This is a genomic window from Rhizobium sp. SSA_523, from assembly GCF_030435705.1.
Taxonomy (GTDB): Bacteria; Pseudomonadota; Alphaproteobacteria; order Rhizobiales; family Rhizobiaceae; genus Neorhizobium.
In genome coordinates this window covers 2630962-2654079 of sequence record NZ_CP129382.1, presented here as the reverse complement: position 1 = coordinate 2654079, position 23118 = coordinate 2630962, and the positions used below count along the sequence as shown (strand labels likewise).

Annotated in this window: 20 protein-coding genes; 9 read left to right on the top strand and 11 right to left on the bottom strand. The window is 64.7% G+C overall.

The genetic code is table 11. The features are described 5' to 3' along the window. Positions 1–45: 45 nt before the first annotated feature. Positions 46–792: a FadR/GntR family transcriptional regulator gene (locus QTJ18_RS20935; RefSeq protein WP_252755228.1), complete on the bottom strand. Its 747-nt coding sequence runs from the start codon at positions 790–792 to the stop codon at positions 46–48. A gap of 164 nt (positions 793–956) precedes the next feature. Between QTJ18_RS20935 and QTJ18_RS20930 the strand changes: the two genes are divergently transcribed. Continuing rightward, positions 957–1754: an NAD-dependent epimerase/dehydratase family protein gene (locus tag QTJ18_RS20930; protein WP_252755229.1), complete on the top strand. Its 798-nt coding sequence runs from the start codon at positions 957–959 to the stop codon at positions 1752–1754. Positions 1755–1846: 92 nt separating this feature from the next. Here the strand turns inward: QTJ18_RS20930 and QTJ18_RS20925 are convergent, their stop codons facing one another. Beyond that, positions 1847–2524, bottom strand: coding sequence for a sulfite oxidase-like oxidoreductase (locus QTJ18_RS20925; protein WP_252755230.1), 678 nt, complete (start codon positions 2522–2524; stop codon positions 1847–1849). A gap of 302 nt (positions 2525–2826) precedes the next feature. On the opposite strand from QTJ18_RS20925, the gene modA reads away from it, so the two are divergent. The 4 genes from modA (at position 2827) to QTJ18_RS20905 (ending at position 6336) form a co-directional block, all read left to right on the top strand. Next, complete coding sequence (modA, locus tag QTJ18_RS20920) at positions 2827–3597, top strand: molybdate ABC transporter substrate-binding protein (protein WP_489667274.1); 771 nt, start codon at positions 2827–2829, stop codon at positions 3595–3597. A gap of 163 nt (positions 3598–3760) precedes the next feature. Further along, the gene (gene modB / locus QTJ18_RS20915) at positions 3761–4480 is read left to right on the top strand and encodes a molybdate ABC transporter permease subunit (protein ID WP_252755231.1); all 720 of its coding nucleotides are present in this window, start codon (positions 3761–3763) and stop codon (positions 4478–4480) included. Continuing rightward, positions 4477–5553, top strand: coding sequence for a molybdenum ABC transporter ATP-binding protein (gene modC / locus QTJ18_RS20910; protein WP_252755232.1), 1077 nt, complete (start codon positions 4477–4479; stop codon positions 5551–5553). Before modB ends, modC begins: the two co-directional genes overlap by 4 nt. Before the next feature lie 297 nt (positions 5554–5850). Continuing rightward, positions 5851–6336, top strand: a complete 486-nt coding sequence (locus QTJ18_RS20905) for a DUF1003 domain-containing protein (RefSeq protein ID WP_489667272.1) — start codon at positions 5851–5853, stop codon at positions 6334–6336. 67 nt (positions 6337–6403) lie between these two features. Here QTJ18_RS20905 and QTJ18_RS20900 read toward each other — a convergent pair whose 3' ends face one another. Continuing rightward, positions 6404–6790, bottom strand: a complete 387-nt coding sequence (locus QTJ18_RS20900; protein ID WP_252755233.1) for a winged helix-turn-helix domain-containing protein — start codon at positions 6788–6790, stop codon at positions 6404–6406. Between the two features lie 179 nt (positions 6791–6969). Between QTJ18_RS20900 and QTJ18_RS20895 the strand changes: the two genes are divergently transcribed. Next, entirely contained in the window at positions 6970–12426 is a 5457-nt protein-coding gene (locus QTJ18_RS20895; protein WP_252755264.1) for an alpha-2-macroglobulin family protein, read from the top strand. Between the two features lie 6 nt (positions 12427–12432). Next, the gene (pbpC, locus tag QTJ18_RS20890; RefSeq protein ID WP_252755234.1) at positions 12433–14517 is read left to right on the top strand and encodes a penicillin-binding protein 1C; all 2085 of its coding nucleotides are present in this window, start codon (positions 12433–12435) and stop codon (positions 14515–14517) included. Here the strand turns inward: pbpC and QTJ18_RS20885 are convergent, their stop codons facing one another. Together QTJ18_RS20885 and cobA are read right to left on the bottom strand one after the other, a co-directional pair. Further along, positions 14518–15834 carry a cobyrinic acid a,c-diamide synthase CobB gene (locus tag QTJ18_RS20885; protein ID WP_252755235.1) on the bottom strand — a complete coding sequence of 439 codons (1317 nt, stop codon included), beginning with the start codon at positions 15832–15834 and terminating at the stop codon, positions 14518–14520. After that, positions 15831–16622 carry a uroporphyrinogen-III C-methyltransferase gene (gene cobA, locus QTJ18_RS20880; protein ID WP_252755236.1) on the bottom strand — a complete coding sequence of 264 codons (792 nt, stop codon included), beginning with the start codon at positions 16620–16622 and terminating at the stop codon, positions 15831–15833. Before cobA ends, QTJ18_RS20885 begins: the two co-directional genes overlap by 4 nt. A gap of 77 nt (positions 16623–16699) precedes the next feature. Between cobA and QTJ18_RS20875 the strand changes: the two genes are divergently transcribed. Beyond that, on the top strand, positions 16700–17821 hold the full coding sequence (locus QTJ18_RS20875) for a cobalt-precorrin-5B (C(1))-methyltransferase (protein WP_252755237.1): 1122 nt from the start codon (positions 16700–16702) through the stop codon (positions 17819–17821). On the opposite strand, the gene cobM is transcribed toward QTJ18_RS20875, so the two are convergent. Genes cobM through cbiE form a run of 3 tightly spaced genes read right to left on the bottom strand, consistent with a single transcriptional unit; the run spans position 17776 to position 20197 of the window. Next, positions 17776–18549, bottom strand: a complete 774-nt coding sequence (gene cobM / locus QTJ18_RS20870) for a precorrin-4 C(11)-methyltransferase (protein WP_252755238.1) — start codon at positions 18547–18549, stop codon at positions 17776–17778. The two genes, QTJ18_RS20875 and cobM, sit on opposite strands and share 46 nt — an antisense overlap. Then, positions 18546–18944: a cobalamin biosynthesis protein gene (locus QTJ18_RS20865; RefSeq protein WP_252755239.1), complete on the bottom strand. Its 399-nt coding sequence runs from the start codon at positions 18942–18944 to the stop codon at positions 18546–18548. Before QTJ18_RS20865 ends, cobM begins: the two co-directional genes overlap by 4 nt. Continuing rightward, positions 18941–20197 carry a precorrin-6y C5,15-methyltransferase (decarboxylating) subunit CbiE gene (gene cbiE, locus QTJ18_RS20860; RefSeq protein WP_252755240.1) on the bottom strand — a complete coding sequence of 419 codons (1257 nt, stop codon included), beginning with the start codon at positions 20195–20197 and terminating at the stop codon, positions 18941–18943. The genes QTJ18_RS20865 and cbiE overlap by 4 nt, the downstream gene beginning before the upstream one ends. A gap of 1 nt (position 20198) precedes the next feature. On the opposite strand from cbiE, the gene QTJ18_RS20855 reads away from it, so the two are divergent. Further along, positions 20199–20975: a cobalt-precorrin-6A reductase gene (locus tag QTJ18_RS20855; protein WP_252755265.1), complete on the top strand. Its 777-nt coding sequence runs from the start codon at positions 20199–20201 to the stop codon at positions 20973–20975. Here QTJ18_RS20855 and QTJ18_RS20850 read toward each other — a convergent pair. From QTJ18_RS20850 to QTJ18_RS20840, 3 genes are read right to left on the bottom strand one after another with little or no spacing between them, the layout of a single operon-like run. Continuing rightward, positions 20930–21703 carry a precorrin-3B C(17)-methyltransferase gene (locus tag QTJ18_RS20850; protein WP_252755241.1) on the bottom strand — a complete coding sequence of 258 codons (774 nt, stop codon included), beginning with the start codon at positions 21701–21703 and terminating at the stop codon, positions 20930–20932. The two genes, QTJ18_RS20855 and QTJ18_RS20850, sit on opposite strands and share 46 nt — an antisense overlap. A gap of 13 nt (positions 21704–21716) precedes the next feature. Next, entirely contained in the window at positions 21717–22457 is a 741-nt protein-coding gene (locus QTJ18_RS20845; protein WP_252755266.1) for a precorrin-2 C(20)-methyltransferase, read from the bottom strand. A 20-nt stretch (positions 22458–22477) separates the two neighbouring features. After that, positions 22478–23110, bottom strand: coding sequence for a precorrin-8X methylmutase (locus tag QTJ18_RS20840; RefSeq protein ID WP_252755267.1), 633 nt, complete (start codon positions 23108–23110; stop codon positions 22478–22480). Positions 23111–23118: the final 8 nt, after the last annotated feature.

Below are 23118 nucleotides of genomic sequence, written 5' to 3'. Positions count from 1 at the left end.
CTCCAGCGTCGTATCCACTCTACATACAAGTGTCAACAAGTTATCTTACAAATTCCGTTGCTCGCGCAGCAGGCTGCGGTAGCGCGCCTGGCTGCCGCGCAGATGGCGGCGCATGGCATCGCGGGCGCCCTCCTCGTCGCCTGCGGAAATGGCGTTGACGATGGCGCTGTGTTCCTCGGCGAGAAGCCGGATATAGGCGGCCTGATCCTCCTCGGTTTCCTCGTTCTGCAGCGCGGCGCGGGGGATGACGCTCTTGCCGATCATGGACAGGAAATCACGGAAGCGCGGATTGTTGGTGGCTTCGGCAATGGCCAGATGCAAAGCGAAATCGGCCTCGCTGCTGGGACGGCCCTCTTCAAGGCAGGTCTTGACCGCATAATGACAGTCGATGATCACCTCTTCCTGCGCCGGAGAGCGGCGAAGCGCTGCAAGGCCCGCCGCCTCCACTTCCACGGCGGTGCGCAGTTCGAGAAATTCGATGACGGAGGAAACTCGTGCATAATCAATGTTTTCCACCGACAGCGGCGGAGCGTTGGCGGCAATGGGAGGCTCAAGCACGAAAACGCCGGCGCCCTGGCGAGCTTCCACCAGACGGTCGGCGCGCAGGGTGGCGATGGCTTCGCGCACCACGGTGCGGCTGACCCCGTGGCGCTCCCCCAGCTGCGCTTCGCTTGGCAGTTTGCTGCCGGGCGGGAATTGCCCCGCGGCGATCGCCTGTCGCAGGGTTTCGCCCAATCTGGAGGCAAGCGTGCCGGTCCCGGCGGGCGATCTGCCCTGGCTGGCCGTGTTCATGGATCCATCCCTTTCCTGCTTCCCTTCGGGCTCGGCGCGCATAGTGCCGGTCCCGTCTGCATCTAGCTGTACCGTGTTGACGCTGATCTGCCAACATGTATGATAAATCATCACGGCAGGGAGACAAGTTTGCATCGTCTGCCTTATCGCCAAGGAGGATTCCCATGAAAAGACTGTTGATTACCGGCGCTGCCGGAGCGCTGGGCCGCGCCATGCGCGTGCGTCTGGCAAAGCAGGCGGACACGCTTCGCCTCTCCGACATTGCCGGCCTGGGGGAGGCGGGTCCCCATGAGGAAATCGTGCAGTGCGATCTTGGCGATGCGGCAGCGGTGCACAGACTGGTGGAAGGCTGCGACGGCATCCTGCATCTTGGCGGCATCTCGGTCGAGGACAAGTTCTCCAAGATCCTGAATGCCAACCTGCTGGGCCTTTACAATCTCTACGAGGCAGCGCGGGCGCATGGCCATCCCCGCATCCTGTTTGCCAGCTCCAACCACACGGTTGGTTATTATCGGCAGGACCAGCATATCGATGCGACCGCGCCCATGCGTCCGGATGGTCTCTATGGCGTGTCGAAGTGTTTCGGCGAATCGCTGGCCCGGATGTATTTCGAGAAATTCGGTCAGGAGACCGCGCTTTTGCGCATCGGCAGTTGCATGGAGAAGCCCTCCAATCATCGCATGCTGGCCAGCTGGATGTCCTATGGCGATTTCCAGCGCCTGATCGAATGCGTGTTCCGCGCCCCCATGCTGGGCTGCCCGATCATCTGGGGCATTTCCAACAATGATTCCAAATGGTGGGATAATTCCCATGCCGATTATCTTGGCTGGAAGCCGCAGGACAATGCAGAGCATTACCGCGCGGAAATCGATGCCGCCCTCGGCAAGCCGGATCCGAAAGCCGCCCTGCATGTCTATCAGGGCGGCAATTTCGTCAATGATCCGATTTTTCCGGAAGACTGATCCGGCAATCCCCCTGGGATTTCAGGCAGTCCCATCCTTCCGTCTTGCGTCCCGGTTGCCGCCGAAGCACCGGGACGTCTCTTCTTTGCGGTTCAATCGTCGGAATAGCGTTGTTCCCGCCAGGGATCGCCGCGCATATGGTAGCCGTTCTTTTCCCAGAAGCCCGGCCGATCGTGATGGGTGAATTCGATCCGCGTCAGCCATTTGGCGCTTTTCCAGAAATAGAGATGCGGCAGGACAAGCCGCATGGGACCGCCATGTTCCGGGGTTATCGGCTGCCCCTCCCAATGGGTGGCGAGAATGGCGTCTTCAGCGGCGAAATCCTGCAGCAGCAGATTGGTCGTATAGCCATCGAAGCTTGTCAGCATGACCGCATTGGCATCTGCGCGCGGCTGGACGAGATCGAGAAGATCCCGCACGAGAACGCCCTTCCAGGCATTGTCATAGCGCGACCAGGTGGTGACGCAGTGGATGTCTGAGGTCAGGGATGTCTGCGGCAAAGCCAGGAAGGCGTCCCAGTCGAGCGTGGCGGGACGGTCGATATCGCCGCGGATATCGAGCCGCCATTGCATCTGCGAGATCTGCGGCTGCTGGCCGAGATCAAGAACCGGCCAGTTCTTCACCAGGTGCTGGCCGGGCGGCAGACGATCTGTCTCCGGCCGGCTGATCCGACCGGTCAGAAACCGGCCTTCGCTCGCCCATTTGCGCTTGGTGGTGGTGAGCTTGCTGTCCTGCGGTTCAGACGTGTCGTCAGTGGTCTCGTCAGTCATCTCGTCATTCCTCGTCGCCGATCTTTGGCGCATAGCCCTGTGCAATAGGTGGGCGAGCTTGCCTGTCCGTCAAGCGCCGGCAAGCGCCGTCACCGCCGCCAGCGGCAGTCCCCGGCTTCCGACAGGGAAATGGAAGCTGGAGAGTAACCTGGATTGCGTCGCCTCTGCATCCAGCCGATATATTCCGCCGAATATAGCACTTTTCTTGGTGCCGGATCTCGTTATAGTCGTCAGGATATGTCGGTTGGAGAGGATGAACCATGAACGCCATTGCCATGCCGTGTCGAACACTTACCCGGACAATGGCGCAGGTGGTGACCCTGCTATGGACGGTCGGCATGTTCCTTTCGCTCCTCTGCTCTCCCGTCCCGGCAGCCGATAGTGTTACCGTCTTTGCCGCTGCCAGCATGAAGACGGTCCTGGATGCGGCCAATGCGGCCTATGAGCAAGGCACCGGCGGGGCCGTCACGGCGTCCTATGCTGCAAGTTCGGCATTGGCCAAGCAGATCGAGGCCGGAGCGCCCGCCGATATCTTCATATCGGCTGATCAGGACTGGATGGATTACCTGCAGCAGAAAGGCCTTGTCGTCCAAGGCACCCGCAGCGATCTCGTCGGCAACCGCCTGGTGCTGATCGCGCCGAGCGCCGTCGCGAAACCTGTCGATATCCGGCCTGGTTTCGATCTTGCGGGGCTTTTGGGAGATGGGCGCCTTGCCATGGGCGCGGTGGAGAGCGTTCCGGCCGGCAAATATGGAAAGGCCGCGCTGCAGGCCCTGCAGGTTTGGGACAGCGTTTCGGCCAAGGTGGCGGGTGCGGAAAATGTGCGGGCCGCGTTGGCGCTCGTGTCGCGCGGTGAGGCGCCGCTCGGCATTGTCTATGCCACCGACGCCGCGGCCGATCCGACAGTCGCCGTCATCGCAACCCTTCCGGAAAGCAGCCATCCGCCGATCCGGTATCCGGTGGCGCTGATGACGGCCGCGAAAACAGAGGCGGCACGCGCTTATCTCGCATTCCTGACATCGGAAAAGGCGGCGCCCTATTTCCGGGCGCAGGGTTTTGAGATCCTTCGGTAAGGCGATCGGCAATGATCGGCTGCAGCTCAGCTCTCGAGGCTTTAGAGCATGATCCGACCGGAGTGAAACGAGGATCGATAAGATTATGCTTTAAATTTGAAAGTTTAGAGCGCCGATTTGATTCAATCAGATCGAACAGCGCTCTAAAGCGTCCGGCATCTCAATGGAAAAAGCGGGGTCGATTGTGCAGGAATGGCGTCTCAGTCCGGAAGAATGGACGGCAATCGAACTCAGTCTACGCATTGCTGTCGTTGCAACGCTTGCAAGCCTGCCGGTCGGTGTCGCCTGTGCCTATCTTCTGGCGCGCGGGCGCTTCTGGGGCCGATCCCTGCTCAACGGGCTTGTGCATCTGCCGCTGATCCTCCCGCCGGTGGTGACCGGCTATCTTCTGCTGATCCTGTTCGGCCGGCGTGGGCCGCTCGGCGTGCTTCTTGAGCAATCTCTGGGACTCATCCTCTCCTTTCGCTGGACCGGTGCGGCATTGGCCGCGGCGGTCATGGGCTTTCCGCTGATGGTCCGCTCGATCCGCCTGTCGATCGAGGCCGTCGATGTCAAGCTGGAGGAAGCCGCGGCGACGCTGGGCGCACGCCCTGCGGTCATCTTCGCTACCGTGACGCTGCCACTTATTCTGCCCGGCATCATTGCCGGCATGATCCTGGCCTTCGCAAAGGCCATGGGCGAATTCGGGGCCACCATCACCTTCGTCTCCAACATCCCCGGAGAAACGCAGACATTGTCGGCCGCCATCTACACCTTCACGCAGGTGCCCGGCGGCGATGCCGGCGCCCTGCGCCTCACGCTGGTGGCGATCGCCATCTCCATGGCGGCGCTGCTCCTGTCCGAATGGCTGGCGCGCCGGGTTGCCGAACGGGTGCGGGCATGACCCTGACCGTGGAGATCCGCCATCGCCAGGGCGCGTTCGACCTCGACGTCTCCTTCCAGGCAGAGGGCGGCGTCACGGCCATTTTCGGCGCATCGGGTTCGGGCAAGACCTCCATTCTCAGGATCCTGGGCGGTCTTGCAAGGCCGGATCACGGCGTAGTCAGGCTTCAGGGCGATGTCATCCTCGATACGCAGAGGCGCATCTTTACGCCGGCGCATCGTCTGCACTTCGGCTATGTCTTCCAGGAGCCGCGCCTGTTTCCCCACCTCACGGTCCTGCAGAATCTCTCCTATGGACGGTGGCTCTCGCGCCGACGCGCCATGCAGGCAGATCTCGACCAGATCGTCGACTTGCTCGGGATCGGCCATCTGCTCGGGCGACGGCCGGAGACCCTCTCCGGCGGCGAAAGGCAGAGGGTATCGATCGGGCGCGCCCTCTTGTCGTCGCCGCGGCTTTTGCTGATGGACGAGCCGCTTTCCGCCCTCGATCAGGATCGCAAGGCCGAGATTCTGCCCTATCTGGAGCGCTTGCGCGACGGGCTGGATCTCCCCATCCTCTATGTCAGCCATTCCGTCGAGGAGGTGGCGAGGCTGGCGGATCGGCTGATCCTGCTGCAGCAGGGAAAGGTGAAGGCGGTGGGCGCAGCAAGCGAGCTGCTGGGCGGCGCGGCAGAGATTGTCGAAGGTGCTGCCGGCAGCGTGCTGACGGGACAGGTCGGGGCCGTCGAGCCCGGTGCGGGTGTTGCGACCATCGTCTGCCGAGGCATGTCGCTGATGGTGCCCAATTCGGGACTGCGGCCGGAGGCGCGGGTCAGGGTGCATATTCCGGCCCGCGATGTGCTCGTTGCCACCGAGGAGCCGCGAAACATCAGTGCTCTGAACGTCTTGCCGGGACGTATCGCGGCCATTGCCGAGGCGCCGGGCGGCACGGTGGACCTTTCCTTGTGCTGCGGCGAGGAGACCATCCATGCCCGCATTACCGCGTTTTCATTGCAGCGTCTGGAACTGCATGTGGGACGGCCGGTCTTTGCCATCATCAAGACGGTCGCGCTCAAGCGCCCCGGATCGCCCTGAACCGGCAGAGAACCGGCAGAGGTCTGGCAGAGCTCTGGCAGAGGTCTGGCAGCGGTTGGCCGCTTTGCGCAGAGCCCCGAGCAATTTTTTGATTTGACCAGCCTCTTGCCTGGGTTTACGGGCAATTTCATGCACGTTTTTCCGTGCCATGTCCTGAAACCGACCCCTGAGGGGATCATGCCTGGTACTGATCATAGTCGATTGACCGTGCCGTCTGCGGCCGCCGTGCTGAGCTGACCCCAAGGAAAGGCTCCCTCACGACAGGCCCGAGGGCCGGTCGTTCACTGGAGGTGAGCCATGAATGCAACCATCCGCTTTTTCACCCATCAATTGCGCCGTACCGCCATGAGCAAGGATCCGAACCAGATTTTCGCCGAGCGCCTCACCTTTGGCGATCGGCTTGCCGACCGCATGGCGGAGATTGGCGGCTCTTGGAATTTCATCATCGGCTTCATGGTGTTCCTGATCGGCTGGTCGATCCTGAACACGATCATTCTGGCCGCCAATGCCTTCGATCCGTTCCCGTTCATCTTCCTGAACCTGATGCTGTCCATGCTGGCCGCACTCCAGGCGCCGATCATCATGATGAGCCAGAACCGCCAGGCCGCGAAGGATCGGCTGGCAGCCCGGCTGGATTATGAAACGAACCTGCGCTCGGAAGCGGAGATCGCCGCTCTCACGGCAAAGGTGGATGCACTGGCCGGCGACCTTGCCCTGCTGGTACGGCTGCAGATTGCCGGCGATGCCGGCAGGGCCGATCAGTCTTTCGACGAGCGTCCTTGACTGAGAGCATGAGGGCTGACGCGGGACCGGCCTGTCCGGCTCCGCTGCCTGATCCTCGCATGCCCGATCAGCCAGCGCGATCGTCTTTTTCCCCATCGTCTCTGCGGCTGCGTTCAAGCCATTCCAGTTCCGCTTGGATCGCCGCCTCGGCCTTGCGTTCCATTTCGCGGAATTGCGCAATCAGCCGCTCGCCGAAGGCGGTCAGCTGCGCGCCGCCGCCCTGTTTGCCGCCCCGCTGCGGTTCGACGGCCGGCTCGAGAAACATGTGGTTGAGCGCATCGACGAGCAGCCAGGCGCGCCTATAGGACATGTCCATGGCGCGGCCGGCGGCCGAGATCGAGCCCGTCCGGCGGATATGCTCGAGAAGTTCGATCTTGCCGCGGCCCAGCCGATCCTCCGGGGCAAGGTCGAGCCTCAGCACCGGCCGGATCGATTTTCTCTCGGTCTCTTGCATGAGCGCCTGCCACCTTCCTCATCCTTGGCCGGTGTAGCAGCGAGCAGGCCGCAAATCCACCGCGATGCTAAGCGCTCCGCATCGGCAAGCTTCGGGGATCGCTGATCTCTTTCAATTGACAACCGGACGTTTGCGGCAGACAACTGAGGCCAAATGCCGCCAGCTTTCGGGGGGACATGATGTCTAAGCGCGCGTGGTTCGGGATCTCTCTTCTGGCCGTCTTCGGCCTTCTGGCGCCACCTGTCCCGGCGCAGCAGACGCAGAGGCAGATCGAGCTGTCGGAGGGCGCGGATTATCCGGGCTTCGATCTGCGCACGGAAAAGAACCTGTCTCAGGCGCAATGCGAAACGGCCTGCCTGAAAGACGGCTCCTGCCGCGCCTTCACCTACAACGTCAAGGCGAAGTGGTGCTTCCTGAAATCGGATTACGGCCAGAAGAACGATTTCACCGGAGCCGTGGCGGGCAAGGTGGTCGTGGCCGGAGCCGAGCCGGATCTCGGCGCGCCACCTGCCTTGCCCTTCGTCTCGGCCGATCTTGCCCAGCAGGCGAGCGATCTTTCAAATGGCCTGGAAGTCCCTGCCGAATTGTCCGGCCAGGGGCTCGAAAGCCTCAAGGCACTGGCGCAGCTGGAACTGGTGAACGGCAATGTGGCGGGCGCCGTCGCAGCCTTGACCGGCGCTCTTTCCATAGAGCCGGACTCCGCCGATCTGTGGATCGAGATGGCGCGCGCGGCCGGCACGATCCGCGGCGATAGCGAGTGGACGACCAAGGCGCTGCTTGCCTCCATCAATGGCTATGAGGCCTCCCGCACGGCACCACAGCGCGCCGAGACCCTGGCACAGCTGGGCGAGGCCCTGGAGGCGCAGGAGAACCACCGGGGCGCGATCGATGCCTTGCAGCAGAGCCTTGACCTCGTGGCGTCCCGTACGGTGCAGGCGCGCTACAATGATATGAAGGAGCGCTGGGGTTTCCGGGTTGTCGATCATTCCGTCGATGCGGATGCGGCAAGCCCCCGCGCCTGCGTCCAGTTTTCCGAGAAGCTTGTGAAGTTCGGCGTGGATTATTCCAGCTTCGTCACGCTGAACGGAGCAGCTCCCAAGGCGGTCGAGGCAAAGGACCAGCAGATCTGCGTCGAGGGACTGGCGCATGGAGAGCGCTACAAGCTTGCCTTGCGCCGCGGCCTTCCCTCGCTTGTCGGCGAAGACCTGCAGGCCACGGTGGATCTTGACGTCTATGTCAAGGATCGCTCCCCCGCCGTGCGCTTTACCGGCGACAGTTTCGTCCTGCCGTCCACGGCGCGGCGCGGCATCCCGCTGGTCTCGGTCAATACCAGCAGCGCCAATCTCAAGCTCTTTCGGATCGGCGACCGCAATATTGCCCCGCTGCTCGCCCAGTCGCAATTCCTCACCCAGATGGACGGCTATAGCGCCGACCAGATCCAGAACAACAATGGCGAACTGGTCTGGCAGGGATCGATCGACCTTGCCCAGGACGTCAACAAGGACGTGGTGACCAGCTTCCCGGTCGACGAAGTGCTGCCGAAGCGCAAGCCGGGCGTCTATGTCCTGACGGCGACGGCCGGCACTGGTGCAACCAATGAATGGGACAATCGGGCCACTCAATGGTTCGTCGTGTCCGATCTCGGCCTGTCGACCTATGCCGGTACGGACGGGCTGAATGTCTTCGTGCGTTCCCTGTCAACGGCGCAGCCGGTCACGGGTGTCGACCTGCAGCTGCTTGCCAAGAACAACGAGGTTCTCGGCAGCGCCAAGACCGATGATCAGGGCCGCGCCGTCTTCAGCGCCGGCCTGATGCGGGGCACGGCAGCCATGGTGCCGGCCGTTCTCACCGCTGCCAGATCCGGTGAGGATTACGTGTTCCTCGACATGAGCCGCGCCGGTTTCGATCTGTCCGATCGCGGCGTGACCGGACGGCCTGCGCCCGGCGCCATCGACGTCTATGCCTGGACGGAGCGCGGCATCTATCGCCCGGGCGAGACCGTGCATGCCGCGCTTCTGGCGCGCGACACGGCGGCACAGGCCATCGACACGCTTCCGCTGACGTTCGTCTTCCTGCGCCCCGACGGGGTCGAAGACCGGCGCATGAGCGGCAGTGGTCTGTTGGGCGGCTATGCCGTCGACCTGCCGACGCTTGCCACATCGATGCGCGGCACCTGGACCTTGCAGGTCTTCACCGATCCCAAAGGCTCTCCGATTGCGGAAAAGCGCTTCCTCGTCGACGATTTCGTGCCGGATCGCATCGAGTTCGATCTCGCGAGCGAGGCAAAGGAGATCATCGTCGGCGATGAGACCTGGGTGACGGTGGACGGCCGCTATCTTTATGGCGCGCCTGCCGCCGGTCTCGCGCTGGAGGGCGAGATCGTTCTGCGGCATGTCCGGGAACGTGAAGCCTATAAGGGCTATCTCTTCGGTCTGGCGGATGAGGAGGCGAGCGAAGCCGAGCGCCTGCCGCTCGACGAACTGGGCGTGCTGGACGAGGAGGGCAAGACGCGCTTCGACGCCGGACTGAGCGAGCTGGCCTATACGACCCAGCTGACCGATGCCGATATTGTCGTTCGGCTGAAGGAAGGCGGCGGCCGCGCCGTCGAACGCAAGCTGACATTACCGGTGCGCGCCGATGGCGACCGGATCGGCATCAAGCCCGAGTTTTCCGGCGATCTTGCCGAAAATGCCGTGGCCAATTTCAACCTCGTCATGATCGGCGACGACGGCTTGCGCAAATCGGCCGAGGATCTGCACTGGAAACTCGTCAAGATCGAACGCGACTATCAGTGGTACCGGGAAGGCAGCTCCTGGCGCTACGAGCCGGTCAATCGGACACGGCAGGTCGCGGATGGCAGGGTTTCGGTCGAAGCCTCGCAGGGCGGCAGGCTGTCGCTGCCGGTGCAATGGGGCCGATACAGGCTCGAAGTGGTCAGCGGTGCGGCCGATGGCCCGGCCAGCAGCGTCGAGTTCAATGCCGGCTGGTTCGTATCGGCCAGTTCGACGGAGACGCCGGACGCGCTGGACGTGGCGCTGGACAAGCCGAGCTATCGGGTCGGCGAAACGGCGAAGCTGAAGATTTCGTCGCGTTATGCGGGTCAGTTGATGGTGACGAGCGGCGCCGAGACGCTGCTATCGGTGCAGAATGTCGCCATCGGCGAGACCGGCGGAGAAGTGGATATCCCGGTCACGGAGGATTTCGGCGCCGGAGCCTATGTCACGGCAACCCTGTATCGTCCGGGGGAGGCGCAGGAAAGCCGCATGCCGATGCGGGCGATCGGGATCGCCTGGCTGAAGGTCGATCCGCAGGCGCGCGATCTTTCGGTGTCGCTTGCCGCCCCCGACAAGACCCTTCCGCGCCAGCCGCTCGATATCGATGTGCAGGTAGCGGGCGCCGGGATCGGCGAAGATGCCTATGTCACGGTTGCGGCGGTCGATGTCGGCATCCTGAACCTCACCCGTTATGAGCCGCCGGCGCCGGACGACTGGTATTTCGGCCAGCGGCGCCTGGGGCTGGAGATCCGCGATATCTACGGCCGTCTGATCGATGGTTCGCTGGGAGCCACTGGCCGGTTGCGCACGGGCGGCGACGGCGGCAGCGTGGCCCTGCAGGGCAGCCCACCTAAGGAGAAGCTCGTTGCCTTCTTCTCCGGCATCGTCAAGCTTGACGCCGAGGGCAAGGCGAAGGTCTCCTTCGATATCCCGCAATTCAATGGTACGGCCAGGGTCATGGCGGTTGCCTGGAGCAAGAGCGGCGTCGGCCATGCCACGAAGGACGTGGTGATCCGCGATCCGGTGGTGCTGACCGCCAGCCTGCCGCGTTTCCTCGCGCCGGGAGATGAAGCGAGCCTGCGTCTCGATATTGCCAATGCCGATGCGCCGGCCGGAGAATATCAGCTGTCGCTCGCCACCAATGGGGTGATCGGGAGCGATGCGGCCGGCGCCCTGCGCGCCGTGCGGCTGGAGGCAGGAGGAAAGCAGAGCCTTCGCCTGCCGCTGAAAGGTCTGCGCGCCGGCGACGGTTCCGTCACGCTTACCCTGTCCGGCAATGGCCTGGCGCCGATGGAGCAGGTTCTTGCTGTGCCGGTGCGACCGGCGGTCCTGCCGGTCACCGAGCGGCGCGTGATTGCGCTTTCGCCAGGCCAGAGCCTGACGGTGGACGAAAACCTGCTGGCGGATGCGGTGCTTGAAGGCGCCTCGGTGGCGCTGAGCGTGACCCGCGCCGCGGATTTCGACGTACCGGCGCTGTTGATGTCGCTCGACCGCTATCCCTATGGCTGCGCCGAACAGACGACGAGCCGGGCCCTGCCGCTGCTGTATCTGTCGCAGCTGTCGAAGCAGAGCGGTCTTTCCGATGATGCCGCGGTCAAGACGCGCGTACAGGATGCGATCTATCGCGTGCTGTCCTATCAGTCCTCCTCGGGAAGCTTCGGCTTGTGGAGCCCCGGCTATGGCGACAAATGGCTGGATGCCTATGTGTCCGATTTCCTGACCCGCTCCCGCGAGCAGGGCTATGACGTGCCGGAACAGGCCCTTGTCCAGGCCTTGAACAATCTGCAGAACGCGCTGGCCTATGACGTCAACGTCAAGGATCAGGGAAGCCAGATCGCCTATGCGCTCTATGTCCTTGCGCGCAACCGCAAGGCATCGATCAGCGATCTGCGCTATTATGCCGATACTATGCTCCGCGATTTCCCGACGCCTTTGTCGAGGGCTCATCTGGGAGCGGCCCTCGCCCTTTACGGCGACGCGCAGCGGTCCAAGACGGTGTTCAACGCAGCCCTGCAGATGACGGAGCAATCCGCGCTGCAGCAGGTCAGCCTGTCGCGCGCCGATTACGGCTCGCTGCTGCGTGACGGGGCAGCGGTCCTGGCGCTGGCCGCCGAAAGCCGGCCCGTGCCTGCCATCGTGCCGCAACTGGCGGCGCTTGTCGCCAGGGAATGGCGCAACAAGCGCTATACGAGCACCCAGGAACAGGCCTGGATGCTGCTCGCCGCCCGCGCCCTGCTGCAGGGGGATGACACGCTGCGGGTTGCGGTCAATGGTGCGGAGCAAAGCGGCGGCTATGCCGGCCGGATGACGGGCGACGATCTGCTGCAGAGGCCGGTCACGCTGACCAACCGATCCGCCGACCCGGTCTCCGCCGTGGTGACCACGGTTGCGGCACCGGCCCAGCCTCTGGCTGCCGGGGGCGAGGGTTTTGCGATAACGCGCGCCTATTACACCATGGAGGGCGAAGAAGTCAGTGTCAGCGAGGTGGAGCAGAACCAGCGCTATGTCGTGGTTCTGAGCGTCAACGAGACGAATGACTGGGCCTCGCGCATCCTGGTGCAGGATCTCCTGCCGGCCGGTTTCGAAATCGACAATCCTAATCTCGTCAACAGCGCCGAACTCTCGAACTTCGAATGGATCGGCGAGGTGCAGGCGGCCCATACGGAGTTCCGCAATGACCGCTTCGTCGCCGCCTTCGACCGCAATGCCGGCGACAATCGCGATTTTTCCTTCGCCTATGTGGTGCGGGCCGTGACACCCGGCACGTATGACCATCCTGCGGCCTCTGTGGAGGACATGTATCGTCCGCAGCTTTCGGCCCGGACGGCGACGGGACGCATGCAGGTGCGGGAGGCGCAGTAGGCGGCTATGCGGATCTGGCTGAAAGGGCTGATCGGGCTCGCCGGCATTGCGGTATTGTCCGCGGCCGGCCTGGCCGCGGTCGATGCCCTTGATCGTGCCTTTCCACCGCCTCTGACGCGCGCCACGCAGGTCTCCGCCGAGGTCTTTGCTTCGGATGGTGCCCTTTTGCGTGCCTTTGCCACGAAGGATGGCTTCTGGCGTTTGAAAACCAGTGCCGCAGATGTGGATCCGCGCTTCCTGAAGATGCTGGTGGCCTATGAGGATCAGCGCTTCTATGCCCATTCCGGGGTCGATCCCTATGCCGTTGCCCGCGCGGCTTACCAGTTCCTGACGCAGGGCCGGATCGTTTCGGGCGCCTCGACCTTGACGATGCAGGTGGCGCGGCTGATGGAGCCGCGCGACAATCGGTCGTTGCCGGCAAAGCTCGCGCAGATGCTGCGGGCGCTTCAGATCGAACGGCGGTTGTCGAAGGCGGAGATACTCGATCTCTACCTGACGCTGGCGCCCTATGGCGGCAATCTGGAGGGCGCTAGGGCCGCAAGCCTTGCCTATTTCGGCAAGGAGCCGAAGCGTCTTTCGGTGGCGGAGGCGGCGCTGCTGGTCGCCCTGCCGCAATCGCCGGAGGCCCGCCGGCCGGACCGCTTCGCCGATCGTGCAAGGGCGGCCCGCCAGAGGGTCCTCAGCCGCGAGGCCGTGGTCGAGGAAGTGGGCGCGGATGAGGTGGCGCGCGCGTCCGTCCACGAGGTGCCGCGGGAGCGGCGTCAATTGCCCGCACTCGCCGCGCATCTGGCGGAAGCGGCGCTTCGCAAGGCGCCGGTCGAAAACCGCCACGCGACGACGCTTCGGAAGTCCATCCAGGAAGGGCTGGAGGCGGCGGCCGCCTCTGCCGTTGCCAATCTTCCGCCGCGCACCTCCGTGGCGATGATCATGGCGGATTCGACCAGCGGGGACATCGTCGGATCCGTCGGTTCGGCCGATTATTTCGATGCATCCCGCTCCGGCTGGATCGACATGACGCGGATGCCGCGGTCTCCGGGATCGACCTTGAAGCCCTTCATCTACGGCCTGGCCTTCGAGGACGGGCTGGTGGCCCAGGAAACCATCATCGAGGACCGGCCCTCGGATTTCTTCGGCTACCGGCCGCGCAATTTCGACATGAGCTACCAGGGCGATGTCAGCGTCAGGCAGGCGCTGCAATTGTCGCTCAACGTTCCGGCGGTCAGGCTGCTCGATGGCGTGGGACCTGCCAAGCTGATGGTGCGTTTCCGCAACGCGGGTGTTCGCCCCTTGCTTCCGGCCGGCGAAGCGCCGGGACTGGCGATCGGGCTTGGCGGCGTCGGGCTTACACTGAAGGACCTGGTGCAGCTTTATGCGGGCCTCGCCAATCAGGGTTGGCCGGTGCGCCTCGGCGATGGCGTGCATGAAGCGCCCAGCCGCGAACCGGCGCAGCCCCTGCTTGATCCCGTGGCGGTCTGGACGGTCACGGATGTGCTGGCCGATGTGCTTCCGCCGCAGGGCGCGCGGCAGCTCGGCATCGCCTACAAGACCGGAACGAGCTATGGCTATCGCGACGCCTGGTCCGTCGGTTATGACGGACGCTATGTCCTGGGTGTGTGGATCGGGCGGCCGGACAATGGCGCCGTGCCCGGAATTACCGGCTATGGCACCGCCGCACCTTTGCTGTTTGATGCCTTTTCGCGCTCCGGCGTTGCCATCACCGCGCATCCGTCGCCGCCGCCCGGCGCGCAGCGCCTGGCTCTGTCCGACCTTCCGGTGGGCCAGCGTCGCTATGCGGTTACGGCAAGCGGCCTTGTGCGCTCCTCCACCCGCGAACCGGCACCGCAGATCGTCTATCCGCCGGAAGGGGCGCGTGTGGATCTCGGCGCTCAGGGCGGCATCGGCCTGTCGCCGCTTGTCTTGAAATTGCAAGGGGGCAGAGCGCCGTTCCGCTGGCTCGCCAATGGCAAGCCGCTGTCCAGCCTTTCCCGCACACGCATATCCGAATGGCTGCCGGACGGGGCCGGCTATGCGACGCTGACGGTGATCGATGCCGCGGGCGGTGCGGCGACCGTCCGGGTCTTTGTCGAATAGTCAGCCGGTCACTGCCGCGATCGCATGGAAAAACGTGCCGGAGACCAAAGCGCGACGGCCGCCGGATAGGCCGATCGGTGATCCGGTGCCGTCGGCAATCGCGGCAAAGGCTTCATCCCGGCCCGCATCCGTGACGCGGGCATAGTGGAATTCATGCCCACGGATCACCTGACCGGCCCGGCCGAGCGCGCCATCCGACAATAAGGTTGCCTGGCGATAGCCGAGATTCATCTTTCGGGTGGCAAAGCTGGTGGAATGCGACAAAAGCCCCGTCATCGTATGTCTTTGCCCCTCGGCATCCTCCAGGCTCTCGCCAAGCACCATATAGCCGCCGCACTCGCCATGCACCGGCCGGGTTGCTGCAAAATCGGCCAGGCCGGCCCTGAATTTGTGCGCGGCGGCGATCCGGCCGGCGAAGAGCTCGGGATAGCCGCCTGGCAGCCAGCAGGCATCGCAATGGCCGGGTGGCGCTTCATCGGCAAGCGGCGAAAAGGCCACGAGTTCCGCACCGGCCTGTCGCCAGTGATGGCCAAGATGCGGGTAGAGAAAGGTGAAGGCGGCATCGGAGGCGATGGCGATGCGCTGGCCCGGCGGAGAAAGATGCGCAGACGGCGAGCCGGCCTCCGGCGCGATCGAAACGGCAAGCGACAGGATGGCATCCAGGTCCAGCGCGCTCTCCATCGCATCGGCAAGCCGATCGATATGGCTCTCGATCGCCGGATGTTCTGTGGCCTGCACAAGGCCCAGATGCCGCTCCGGCAGCGACAGCATGCTGTCGCGCAGGACCGCGCCGACGACCGAAAGCCCTGCCGACTCGATCGCCGCCCTGGAGAGACGCACGTGGCGCTCGCTGCCAGCGCGGTTCAGCACCACGCCGGCCATGCGGACATTTTGATCGTAGTGGCGAAAACCGACCGCGACGGCGGCGGCCGTCTGGCTTTGGCCGGATATATCGAGCACCAGCAGGACCGGGATGCCGAGCAGCCGGGAGAGATCGGCAGCTGAGCCGGTACGCCCCTCGCCGCCGGCAATGCCGTCGAAAAGACCCATGGCGCTTTCGATCAGGAGCAGGTCGATACCCTCTGCCGCATTGGCCAGCAGGTGCTGTACAAGCGGCGGTTCCATGGCCCAACTGTCGAGATTGAGGCCCGCAATGCCCGTCGCCGCCTGGTGGAAGCCAGGATCGATATAATCCGGTCCGGACTTGATGCCGCGCACCCTGATGCCGCGCCGGGCAAAGGCGCGCAGCAGACCGATGGTCACGCTCGTCTTGCCGGAGCCGGAGCGCGGTGCGCCGATGATCAGGGCCTTCGTCATCTTGGCTGCTCCTGCGGCATCAGCAGATCGCGCATGCCGACAATGTGGCCGATGACGATCAGGGCCGGCGCGGCAAAGCCCTGGCGCTCCGCCTCCGAGGCGAGCGTGCCAAGCGTTGCCGTCAGCAGTCTTTCCTCTGCCGTGGTGGCCGACATGATGATCGCAGCCGGCGTTTCCGGCGCGCGTCCGCCATCGATCAGAAGCCGGCTGATCGTCGGCAGGTTCTTCAGCCCCATGTAGATCACGATCGGCTCCTGCGTCCTGGCGAATGCTGCCCAGTCGAGATCGTCCTCTTCGCCGGCAGCATGGCCGGTCGCCAGCGTGATCGCCTTGCTCATGCCGCGCATGGTGGCCGGAATGCGAGTCGAGGCAAGCGCCGCAAGCGCGGCGGTCATGCCGGGCAGGATGCGAAAGGGAATGCCGGCTCGGGCCAGCGCTTCCGCTTCCTCGCCGCCGCGGCCAAAGATGAAGGGATCGCCGCCTTTCAGCCGCAGGACGCGTTTTCCCTGGCGCGCCAGGCGGATCAGCGACAGGGTGATGTCCTCCTGCGCGGTCGAGGGCTTGCCGCCGCGCTTTCCGGCATAGTGAACCTGCGCCTGCGGGGCGAAGCTCAGCACCTCGTCGGACACCAGCGCGTCATGCACCAGGATATCGGCCTTGGTCAGCGCATCGAGGACTTCCAGCGTCAGGTAACGCGGATCGCCGGGGCCAGCCCCTGCCAGCCATACATGGCCCGGCTCGAAGGCGGGGAGGCGCTCGGCCAGACGATCAAGGGCAAGCTTCTTCATGGATGTGCCTTTTGCCGATGACGCAAGATCGTGTCAGCGGTATAGAAACGTGTATGGAAGCGGAAATCGGAAGCGATATGGCGCAACATCTGCGCCGCGGCTGGACCACCGGCACCTGCGCGGCGGCGGCGGCAAAGGCTGCCTGCCTGGCGCTCACCGGTCACGGATTTCCCGATCTCGTTGAGGTGACGCTGCCCGGCGGACAAAGACCGGGCTTCGCGCTGGCGCTGGAGGAACAGGGTCAGGGTTTCGCCCGCGCCGGAATCGTGAAGGATGCCGGCGATGATCCGGATGTCACCCATGGTGCCTTGATCATCGCCACCCTGAGGAGCGGACCTCCAGGCGCCGGCATTCGGTTCTTCGCAGGCCAAGGTGTCGGCATGGTCACCAGACCCGGTCTTGCCATTGCGCCCGGAGAGCCCGCGATCAACCCCGTTCCGCGCCAGATGATCCGCGCGGCCATTGCCGAAGTGGTTGGTGAGGGAGCCGATTTCGACGTCGAGATTTCCATTCCGGAAGGGGAAAACCTGGCGCAGAAGACCCTCAATCCGCGACTGGGCATTCTGGGCGGGCTTTCTGTGCTCGGCACCACCGGCATCGTCATCCCGTTTTCCTGCTCGGCCTGGATCCATTCGATCTGGCGGGGCATCGACGTCGCGCGGGCGGAAGGTCTCGTCCATGTGGCCGGCGCAACCGGCATGACGACGGAGAAAGCCGTTCAGGCACATCACGGCCTGCCGGAGACCGCGCTTCTCGACATGGGCGATTTCGTTGGCGGCATGCTGAAATATCTGCGCAAGCATCCTGTGCCGCGGGTGACCGTGGCCGGCGGCGTTGCCAAGATGACCAAGCTGTCGCAGGGCATGCTCGACGTGCATTCCAAGCGGGGTCTCGCCGATCTCGAGGCACTGGCAGATGTTGCGGTCGAGGCCGGCGCCGCGGCGGATCTTTCGGATTCGATCCGCCGGGCCAATACCGTCGCGCAAGCCTTTCAACTGGCGCTGGAGGCAGGGCTGGCGCTCGGCGATCTGATTGCCGCGCGGGCCTGGCAGACGGCGGCGGGCGCCTTGCGCAGCGACCATATCGCGCTCGAGATCCTGATCTTCGACCGCAATGGCAAGCTTGTCGGCGAAGCGCCCTTCACCCCGTCCCATCATGCCTCGTCCTTGCCTTTGGGGGAGCGGAAGCGGCGCACATAATCGGTGCTGTAGAGCGCGCTCTCGCGAAAATCCTCCGCGTTCAGTCCAGGGCCGACAAAGATCAGTGCCGTGCGCTCGATCGGCTCTGCGGCCACCGCGGCGGCAATGGTTGAGAGCGTGCCGCGCAGGATCGTCTCGTCCGGCCAACTGGCCTTCACGACGATCGCAACGGGGCAATCGGCGCCGTAATGTGGCGTCAACTCCGCAATGATCGTTTCCAGCGCGTGAATGGCAAGGTGGATCGCAAGCGTTGCACCGGTGGCGGCGAAATTTGCAAGCGTCTCCCGTTCCGGCATCTTCGACGCACGGCCGGACACGCGCGTGAGGATGAGGCTCTGCGCGACTTCCGGGATCGTCAGCTCGCGCTTCAGCGCTGCGGCGGCGGCGGCAAAGGAGGGCACGCCGGGTGTCAGCGTGTAATCCATGCCAAGCCGGTCGAGCCGGCGCATCTGCTCGGCCACGGCGCTCCAGACCGAGAGGTCGCCGGAATGCAGCCGCGCCACATCCTGCCCTGCCTGATGGGCACGCCAGTATTCCGCCTCGATCTCGTCGAGAGACAGCGAGGCCGTATCGACGATACGGGCGCCGGCGGGGCAATAGTCCAGCAGTTCGCGCGGCACGATGGACCCGGCATAGAGGCAGACCGGGCAGCGGGCAATGAGGTCGCGCCCGCGCACCGTGATGAGATCGGCGGCACCGGGGCCCGCGCCGATGAAGTGAACCGTCATGCGGCGTCCTCTGTCTCGTCTTCTGTCATGGCCAGCGCGCAGGTGACGCCCTGCGAGACGTGACGGGGACCAAGCAGCCTTGCAGAGGCGCCGCCGGCCGCCAGTGCCGCCGCCTCGCAAAAGCTCGACACCCCGGCATGTCCCACACTGTGCGGCGATACCGTCAGCGTGCGGTCGGACACAGCCTCCATTTCCGCCTCGGTGAGGATCGCCAGATCGAGCTTCAGCCGTGCGGCAGCCTCGAGAAGCCCCGCCTCATCGGCCTTCAGCGTCCCAGTTGCCAGTCGTGCCGGCCGCTCTCCGGTCTTGCCCGCGGCTGCAAGCGCCTCCTCGAGCACGGCCATTACAGTTTCGGCACTGGTGCCGCGGCGGCACCCGATCCCGGCAATCATCATCGTCCTTCATCCTCTGGCTTGTGGAAAATCCATTGCGTGACCGGCATGGCCGGCCGCCATCCCGTCATTCGTCCGACCGGTTCGGCCCGGTCGATGGCGAGACGAGTGAGGCGGCCGCCTCGTTCTTCGTGAGCATCCAGCAGAACGCGCTCCATTTCCAGCGTCACGGCATTGGCCACCAGGCGCCCGCCCGGTTTCAAGGCCTCAAGGGCGGCGGGCAAGACACCCTCGCCGCTGCCGCCGCCGCCGATGAAGATCGCATCCGGTTGCGGTAGACCGGCCAGCGCCTGGGGCGCCTTGCCTTCGATCAGGTCCAGCGAGGGAACCCCGAAGCGCCTAGCATTGCGGCGAATGCGCGCGGCCCTCTCGCTCTGGTGCTCGATGGCAATGGCCCGCATCGAGGGATGCGCCAGCATCCATTCGATGGCGATCGATCCGGAGCCGGCGCCGATATCCCAGAGGATCTCGCCCCTCAGGGGCGACAGGGCGGAGAGCGTGGCGGCGCGAATCTCCCGCTTGGTGATCTGCCCGTCATGCTCGAACAATTCGTCCGGCAGGCCGAAGCCGAGGGGCAGGAGGCGCGCGTCCGGCCCGGTCTCCACTTCGATTGCCACGAGATTCAGCGGATCGATCCCGGTCATGTCGAAGGCACTTGCCAGGGTGGACCGCTCCCGCTGGCGTTCGCCGCCAAGCGCTTCCAGGACCGTGATCCGGCTCGCTGAAAATCCGCTCTCCGTCAGAAGCGAGGCCAGCTGCGCCGGTCCCTCCGCATCCGAGGTCAGCGCGAGGATCCGCCGGCCGGGATGCAGCAAGGGCCGGATGAGGTCGATGGGGCGGCCATGCAGCGAGACGGTCTCGACCTCCTGCAAGGCCCAACCCAGCCGGGCGGCGGCGAGCGAAAAGGCGGAAGGGTGGGGATAGACGCGGTATTCATGCCTTGCCAGATGCCGGGCGAGCGTGACGCCGACGCCGAAGTAGAAGGGGTCGCCGGAGGCAAGCACGCAGACGCTTTGCCCGCGCAGTGCAAGAACCGCCTGCATGGCCCTGTCGAAAGGCTGCGGCCAGGTCCTCGCTTCGCCGCGAATGGCGTCTTGCGCCAGTTCAATGTGCCGTTTGCCGCCGAACACAAGCTCAGCCGTCTCGATTGCACGCCGGGCACCCGCGCCAAGACCGGCCAATCCGTCTTCGCCAATGCCGATGATGGACAACCAGGGCTGACCGGTTACAAGGGAGGCGGACGATTCAGGAGCCATGATGGACCCCTCCATTCTCATTCTCGGCGGCACGACGGAAGCCCGGCAGCTGGCGCAACGCCTTGCGGGCCTTGAGCGCTTTCGGCTCGAATTGTCGCTGGCCGGACGGACCAGGACGCCTGCTCCCCAGCCGGTGCCGGTGCGGATCGGCGGCTTCGGCGGGGCAAAAGGGCTCGCCGACGAGCTGAAGGAGCGCGGCGTCGCCCTGCTGATCGATGCCACACATCCCTATGCGGCGCAAATCTCGGCCAATGCGGCCAAGGCGGGTGACATTGCCGGCGTTCCGGTCGTGGCGCTTCGTCGCCCGGCCTGGGAACGGCAGGCGGGCGATCGCTGGCTGGAGGTCGCCTCCGTCGAAGCGGCCGTCGCCGCTCTCGAGGAGAAACCCCGCCGCGCCTTTCTGGCGCTGGGGCGTCAGGAGCTCCTGCCTTTCGAGGCCGCGCCGCAGCATGATTACCTTGTGCGCAGTGTCGATCCGGTGGAACCGCCGCTCAGCCTGCCTTTCGTGCGCTACCTGACCGCCCGCGGCCCGTTTCTCGAGGCGGATGAGCGGGCGCTGCTCTCGGCAGAGAGGATCGAGGTGATCGTCTGCAAGAATTCCGGTGGAACGGCCAGCTACGGCAAGATCGCAGCCGCCCGGGCGCTGGGGCTTGAGGTCATCATGATCAGCCGCCCGGTTCTGCCGGACGTTCTTGCCTTTCAGACGGTGGATCACCTGATTGCCCATCTGGATCAGGCCTTTCCGCCGGATCTGTCGCCCCAGGATCGCGGCGAATAGACGAGCGGGCGGGCGCCCTTGCGCTCGATCAGCCGTGTCTCGGTGGAACCGACGATAATGCAGGTGGCCATGTCGGCCATATCGGAACGCGCCTCGGCAAGCGGCACGACAGTGATCTTCTCATCCGGCCGGCCGGCGGCGCGGCCGAAGATGACCGGCACGGTACCCGGCAGATGGGCGCTGAGGATGGCGAAGGCCTCTGCCAGCTGGTGGGGCCGCGCCTTGCTCACGGGATTGTAGAAGGCCATCACAAACCCGGCTTCTGCAGCAGCGACCAGCCGCTTTTCAATAACCTTCCAGGGCTTCAGATTGTCCGACAGCGAGATGGCGCAGAAATCGTGACCCAGCGGCGCGCCGGCCTTTGCCGCCACGGCCAGCATGGCCGTCACACCCGGCACGACGCAAAGGTCGATCTCGCGCCAGCTTTGCGGCCCGCTGTCGATCGCTTCGCAGACGGCGGCGGCCATGGCGAAGACACCGGCATCGCCGCCCGAAACGACGCAGACTTTCGCCCCTTCGGCGGCCAGTGTGAGCGCTGTGCCGGCGCGCGCCATCTCCTCGCGATTATCGGAGGCGTGGCGGTGCTGGTCGGGCCGCAGGTCCAGGCGATCGACATAGGGGCCGTAACCGAAGAAGTCGGTGGCTTGCGTGATGGCCGCCAGGGCTTCCGGAGTCACCTGCTGCGGACTGCCGGGGCCAAGGCCGACGACGGTGAGCGTGCCCGTCATTGCGCATATCCTCTCATGCCAGGTGCCCTTGCGGCCGGCCCTTCCAGCCCGGCACCAGCACGAGCGAAAAATAGGGAGCAGGGGTCTCGTCGCGCTCCGAAAGCGGCATTGCATGGCCGGTCGGCATCGTGCCGCGCTCCACATAGATTGCGCCTTCCAGCTTGCCGGTTGCGGCAAGCGCGCGCCGGATCTTGGGAAGATTGCGCCCCACTTTCATGATCACGGCACCGTCGGTTGCCGCAAGCCGTGTCGTCAGCGCCTCTTCCGGCAGCGTACCCGGCAGAACGCTCAGGATATCGTCGCCCTGCACGAGCGGCAGGCCGGCCAGCGACCAGCATCCGGACATGGCGGTGACGCCTGGAATGACCTCTGCCGGAAAATGCGGGGCAAGCCGCAGATGCAGATGCATGTAGGAGCCATAGAAGAGCGGATCGCCTTCGCTCAACACCGCCACGGTGCGCCCGGCCTGAAGATGAACGGCAATCTCCGCCGCGGACTGGTCGAAAAAACCGTCAATGGCGCGCTTGTAGCTGTCGCTGTCCTTATCCTCTTCCACCGTCATCGGATAGACGAGCGGCAGCTCGACGATATCGCGGCGCAGGTGAACGTCGACAATGGTGCGGCCATTGCCGCGGGCGCCGCGCTTGGCGAAAAAGGCCAGCACATCGGCGGCATTGAGCGCCTTGACGGCCTTGAGCGTCAGAAGCTCCGGATCGCCGGGGCCGGTCCCCACGCCATACATCTTGCCGGACATCTTGCCAGGATGGATCTCGCTCACAGGCCTGCCCTCGCCAGCGCGTTGACGGCCGCCGCCGTCATGGCCGATCCGCCCATGCGACCTTCTACGATCGCATAGGGTATCCCGTGCGGTATCTGTGCCAGCGCCTCCTTGCTTTCGGCAGCGCCGACGAAACCGACCGGCATGCCGATGATCGCGGCCGGCCGCGGGCAGCCCTTGTCCAGCATTTCCAACAGGTAGAAGAGGGCGGTGGGTGCATTGCCGATGGCCACGACCGCTCCCTCCAGGCGGTCGCGCCACAATTCCAGCGCCACCGCGGAGCGCGTATTGCCCAGCTGTTGGGCAAGCTCTTGAACCCGAGGGTCCCGCAAGGTGCAGATCACCTCGTTGTGAGCCGGCAGACGGGCGCGGGTAATGCCATGCGCCACCATCTGCGCGTCGCAGAAGATCGGCTTTCCGTTAACAAGGGCGGAGCGTGCGGCGCTGACGAAGCCTGGCGAAAACTGGAAATGCCGTGCGGCCTCCACCAGTCCGCAGGCGTGAATCATGCGGATCGCGACATCTGCTTCCTCGTCGCTGAAGCGGCTGAGATCCGCTTCCTCGCGAATGATGGCGAAGGATTTGGCATAGATCGCATCGCCCTCGCGAATATAGTCATAGGTCGTCATCATGATCC

What these genes read in the sequence shown, in the direction of transcription:
- QTJ18_RS20935 (WP_252755228.1), bottom strand. Translation starts at nt 792, where the DNA reads ATGAACACGGCCAGCCAGGGCAGATCGCCCGCCGGGACCGGCACGCTT.
- QTJ18_RS20930 (WP_252755229.1), top strand. Translation starts at nt 957, where the DNA reads ATGAAAAGACTGTTGATTACCGGCGCTGCCGGAGCGCTGGGCCGCGCC.
- QTJ18_RS20925 (WP_252755230.1), bottom strand. Translation starts at nt 2,524, where the DNA reads ATGACTGACGAGACCACTGACGACACGTCTGAACCGCAGGACAGCAAG.
- modA (WP_489667274.1), top strand. Translation starts at nt 2,827, where the DNA reads ATGGCGCAGGTGGTGACCCTGCTATGGACGGTCGGCATGTTCCTTTCG.
- modB (WP_252755231.1), top strand. Translation starts at nt 3,761, where the DNA reads ATGGAAAAAGCGGGGTCGATTGTGCAGGAATGGCGTCTCAGTCCGGAA.
- modC (WP_252755232.1), top strand. Translation starts at nt 4,477, where the DNA reads ATGACCCTGACCGTGGAGATCCGCCATCGCCAGGGCGCGTTCGACCTC.
- QTJ18_RS20905 (WP_489667272.1), top strand. Translation starts at nt 5,851, where the DNA reads ATGAATGCAACCATCCGCTTTTTCACCCATCAATTGCGCCGTACCGCC.
- QTJ18_RS20900 (WP_252755233.1), bottom strand. Translation starts at nt 6,790, where the DNA reads ATGCAAGAGACCGAGAGAAAATCGATCCGGCCGGTGCTGAGGCTCGAC.
- QTJ18_RS20895 (WP_252755264.1), top strand. Translation starts at nt 6,970, where the DNA reads ATGTCTAAGCGCGCGTGGTTCGGGATCTCTCTTCTGGCCGTCTTCGGC.
- pbpC (WP_252755234.1), top strand. Translation starts at nt 12,433, where the DNA reads ATGCGGATCTGGCTGAAAGGGCTGATCGGGCTCGCCGGCATTGCGGTA.
- QTJ18_RS20885 (WP_252755235.1), bottom strand. Translation starts at nt 15,834, where the DNA reads ATGACGAAGGCCCTGATCATCGGCGCACCGCGCTCCGGCTCCGGCAAG.
- cobA (WP_252755236.1), bottom strand. Translation starts at nt 16,622, where the DNA reads ATGAAGAAGCTTGCCCTTGATCGTCTGGCCGAGCGCCTCCCCGCCTTC.
- QTJ18_RS20875 (WP_252755237.1), top strand. Translation starts at nt 16,700, where the DNA reads ATGGCGCAACATCTGCGCCGCGGCTGGACCACCGGCACCTGCGCGGCG.
- cobM (WP_252755238.1), bottom strand. Translation starts at nt 18,549, where the DNA reads ATGACGGTTCACTTCATCGGCGCGGGCCCCGGTGCCGCCGATCTCATC.
- QTJ18_RS20865 (WP_252755239.1), bottom strand. Translation starts at nt 18,944, where the DNA reads ATGATGATTGCCGGGATCGGGTGCCGCCGCGGCACCAGTGCCGAAACT.
- cbiE (WP_252755240.1), bottom strand. Translation starts at nt 20,197, where the DNA reads ATGGCTCCTGAATCGTCCGCCTCCCTTGTAACCGGTCAGCCCTGGTTG.
- QTJ18_RS20855 (WP_252755265.1), top strand. Translation starts at nt 20,199, where the DNA reads ATGGACCCCTCCATTCTCATTCTCGGCGGCACGACGGAAGCCCGGCAG.
- QTJ18_RS20850 (WP_252755241.1), bottom strand. Translation starts at nt 21,703, where the DNA reads ATGACGGGCACGCTCACCGTCGTCGGCCTTGGCCCCGGCAGTCCGCAG.
- QTJ18_RS20845 (WP_252755266.1), bottom strand. Translation starts at nt 22,457, where the DNA reads ATGTCCGGCAAGATGTATGGCGTGGGGACCGGCCCCGGCGATCCGGAG.
- QTJ18_RS20840 (WP_252755267.1), bottom strand. Translation starts at nt 23,110, where the DNA reads ATGACGACCTATGACTATATTCGCGAGGGCGATGCGATCTATGCCAAA.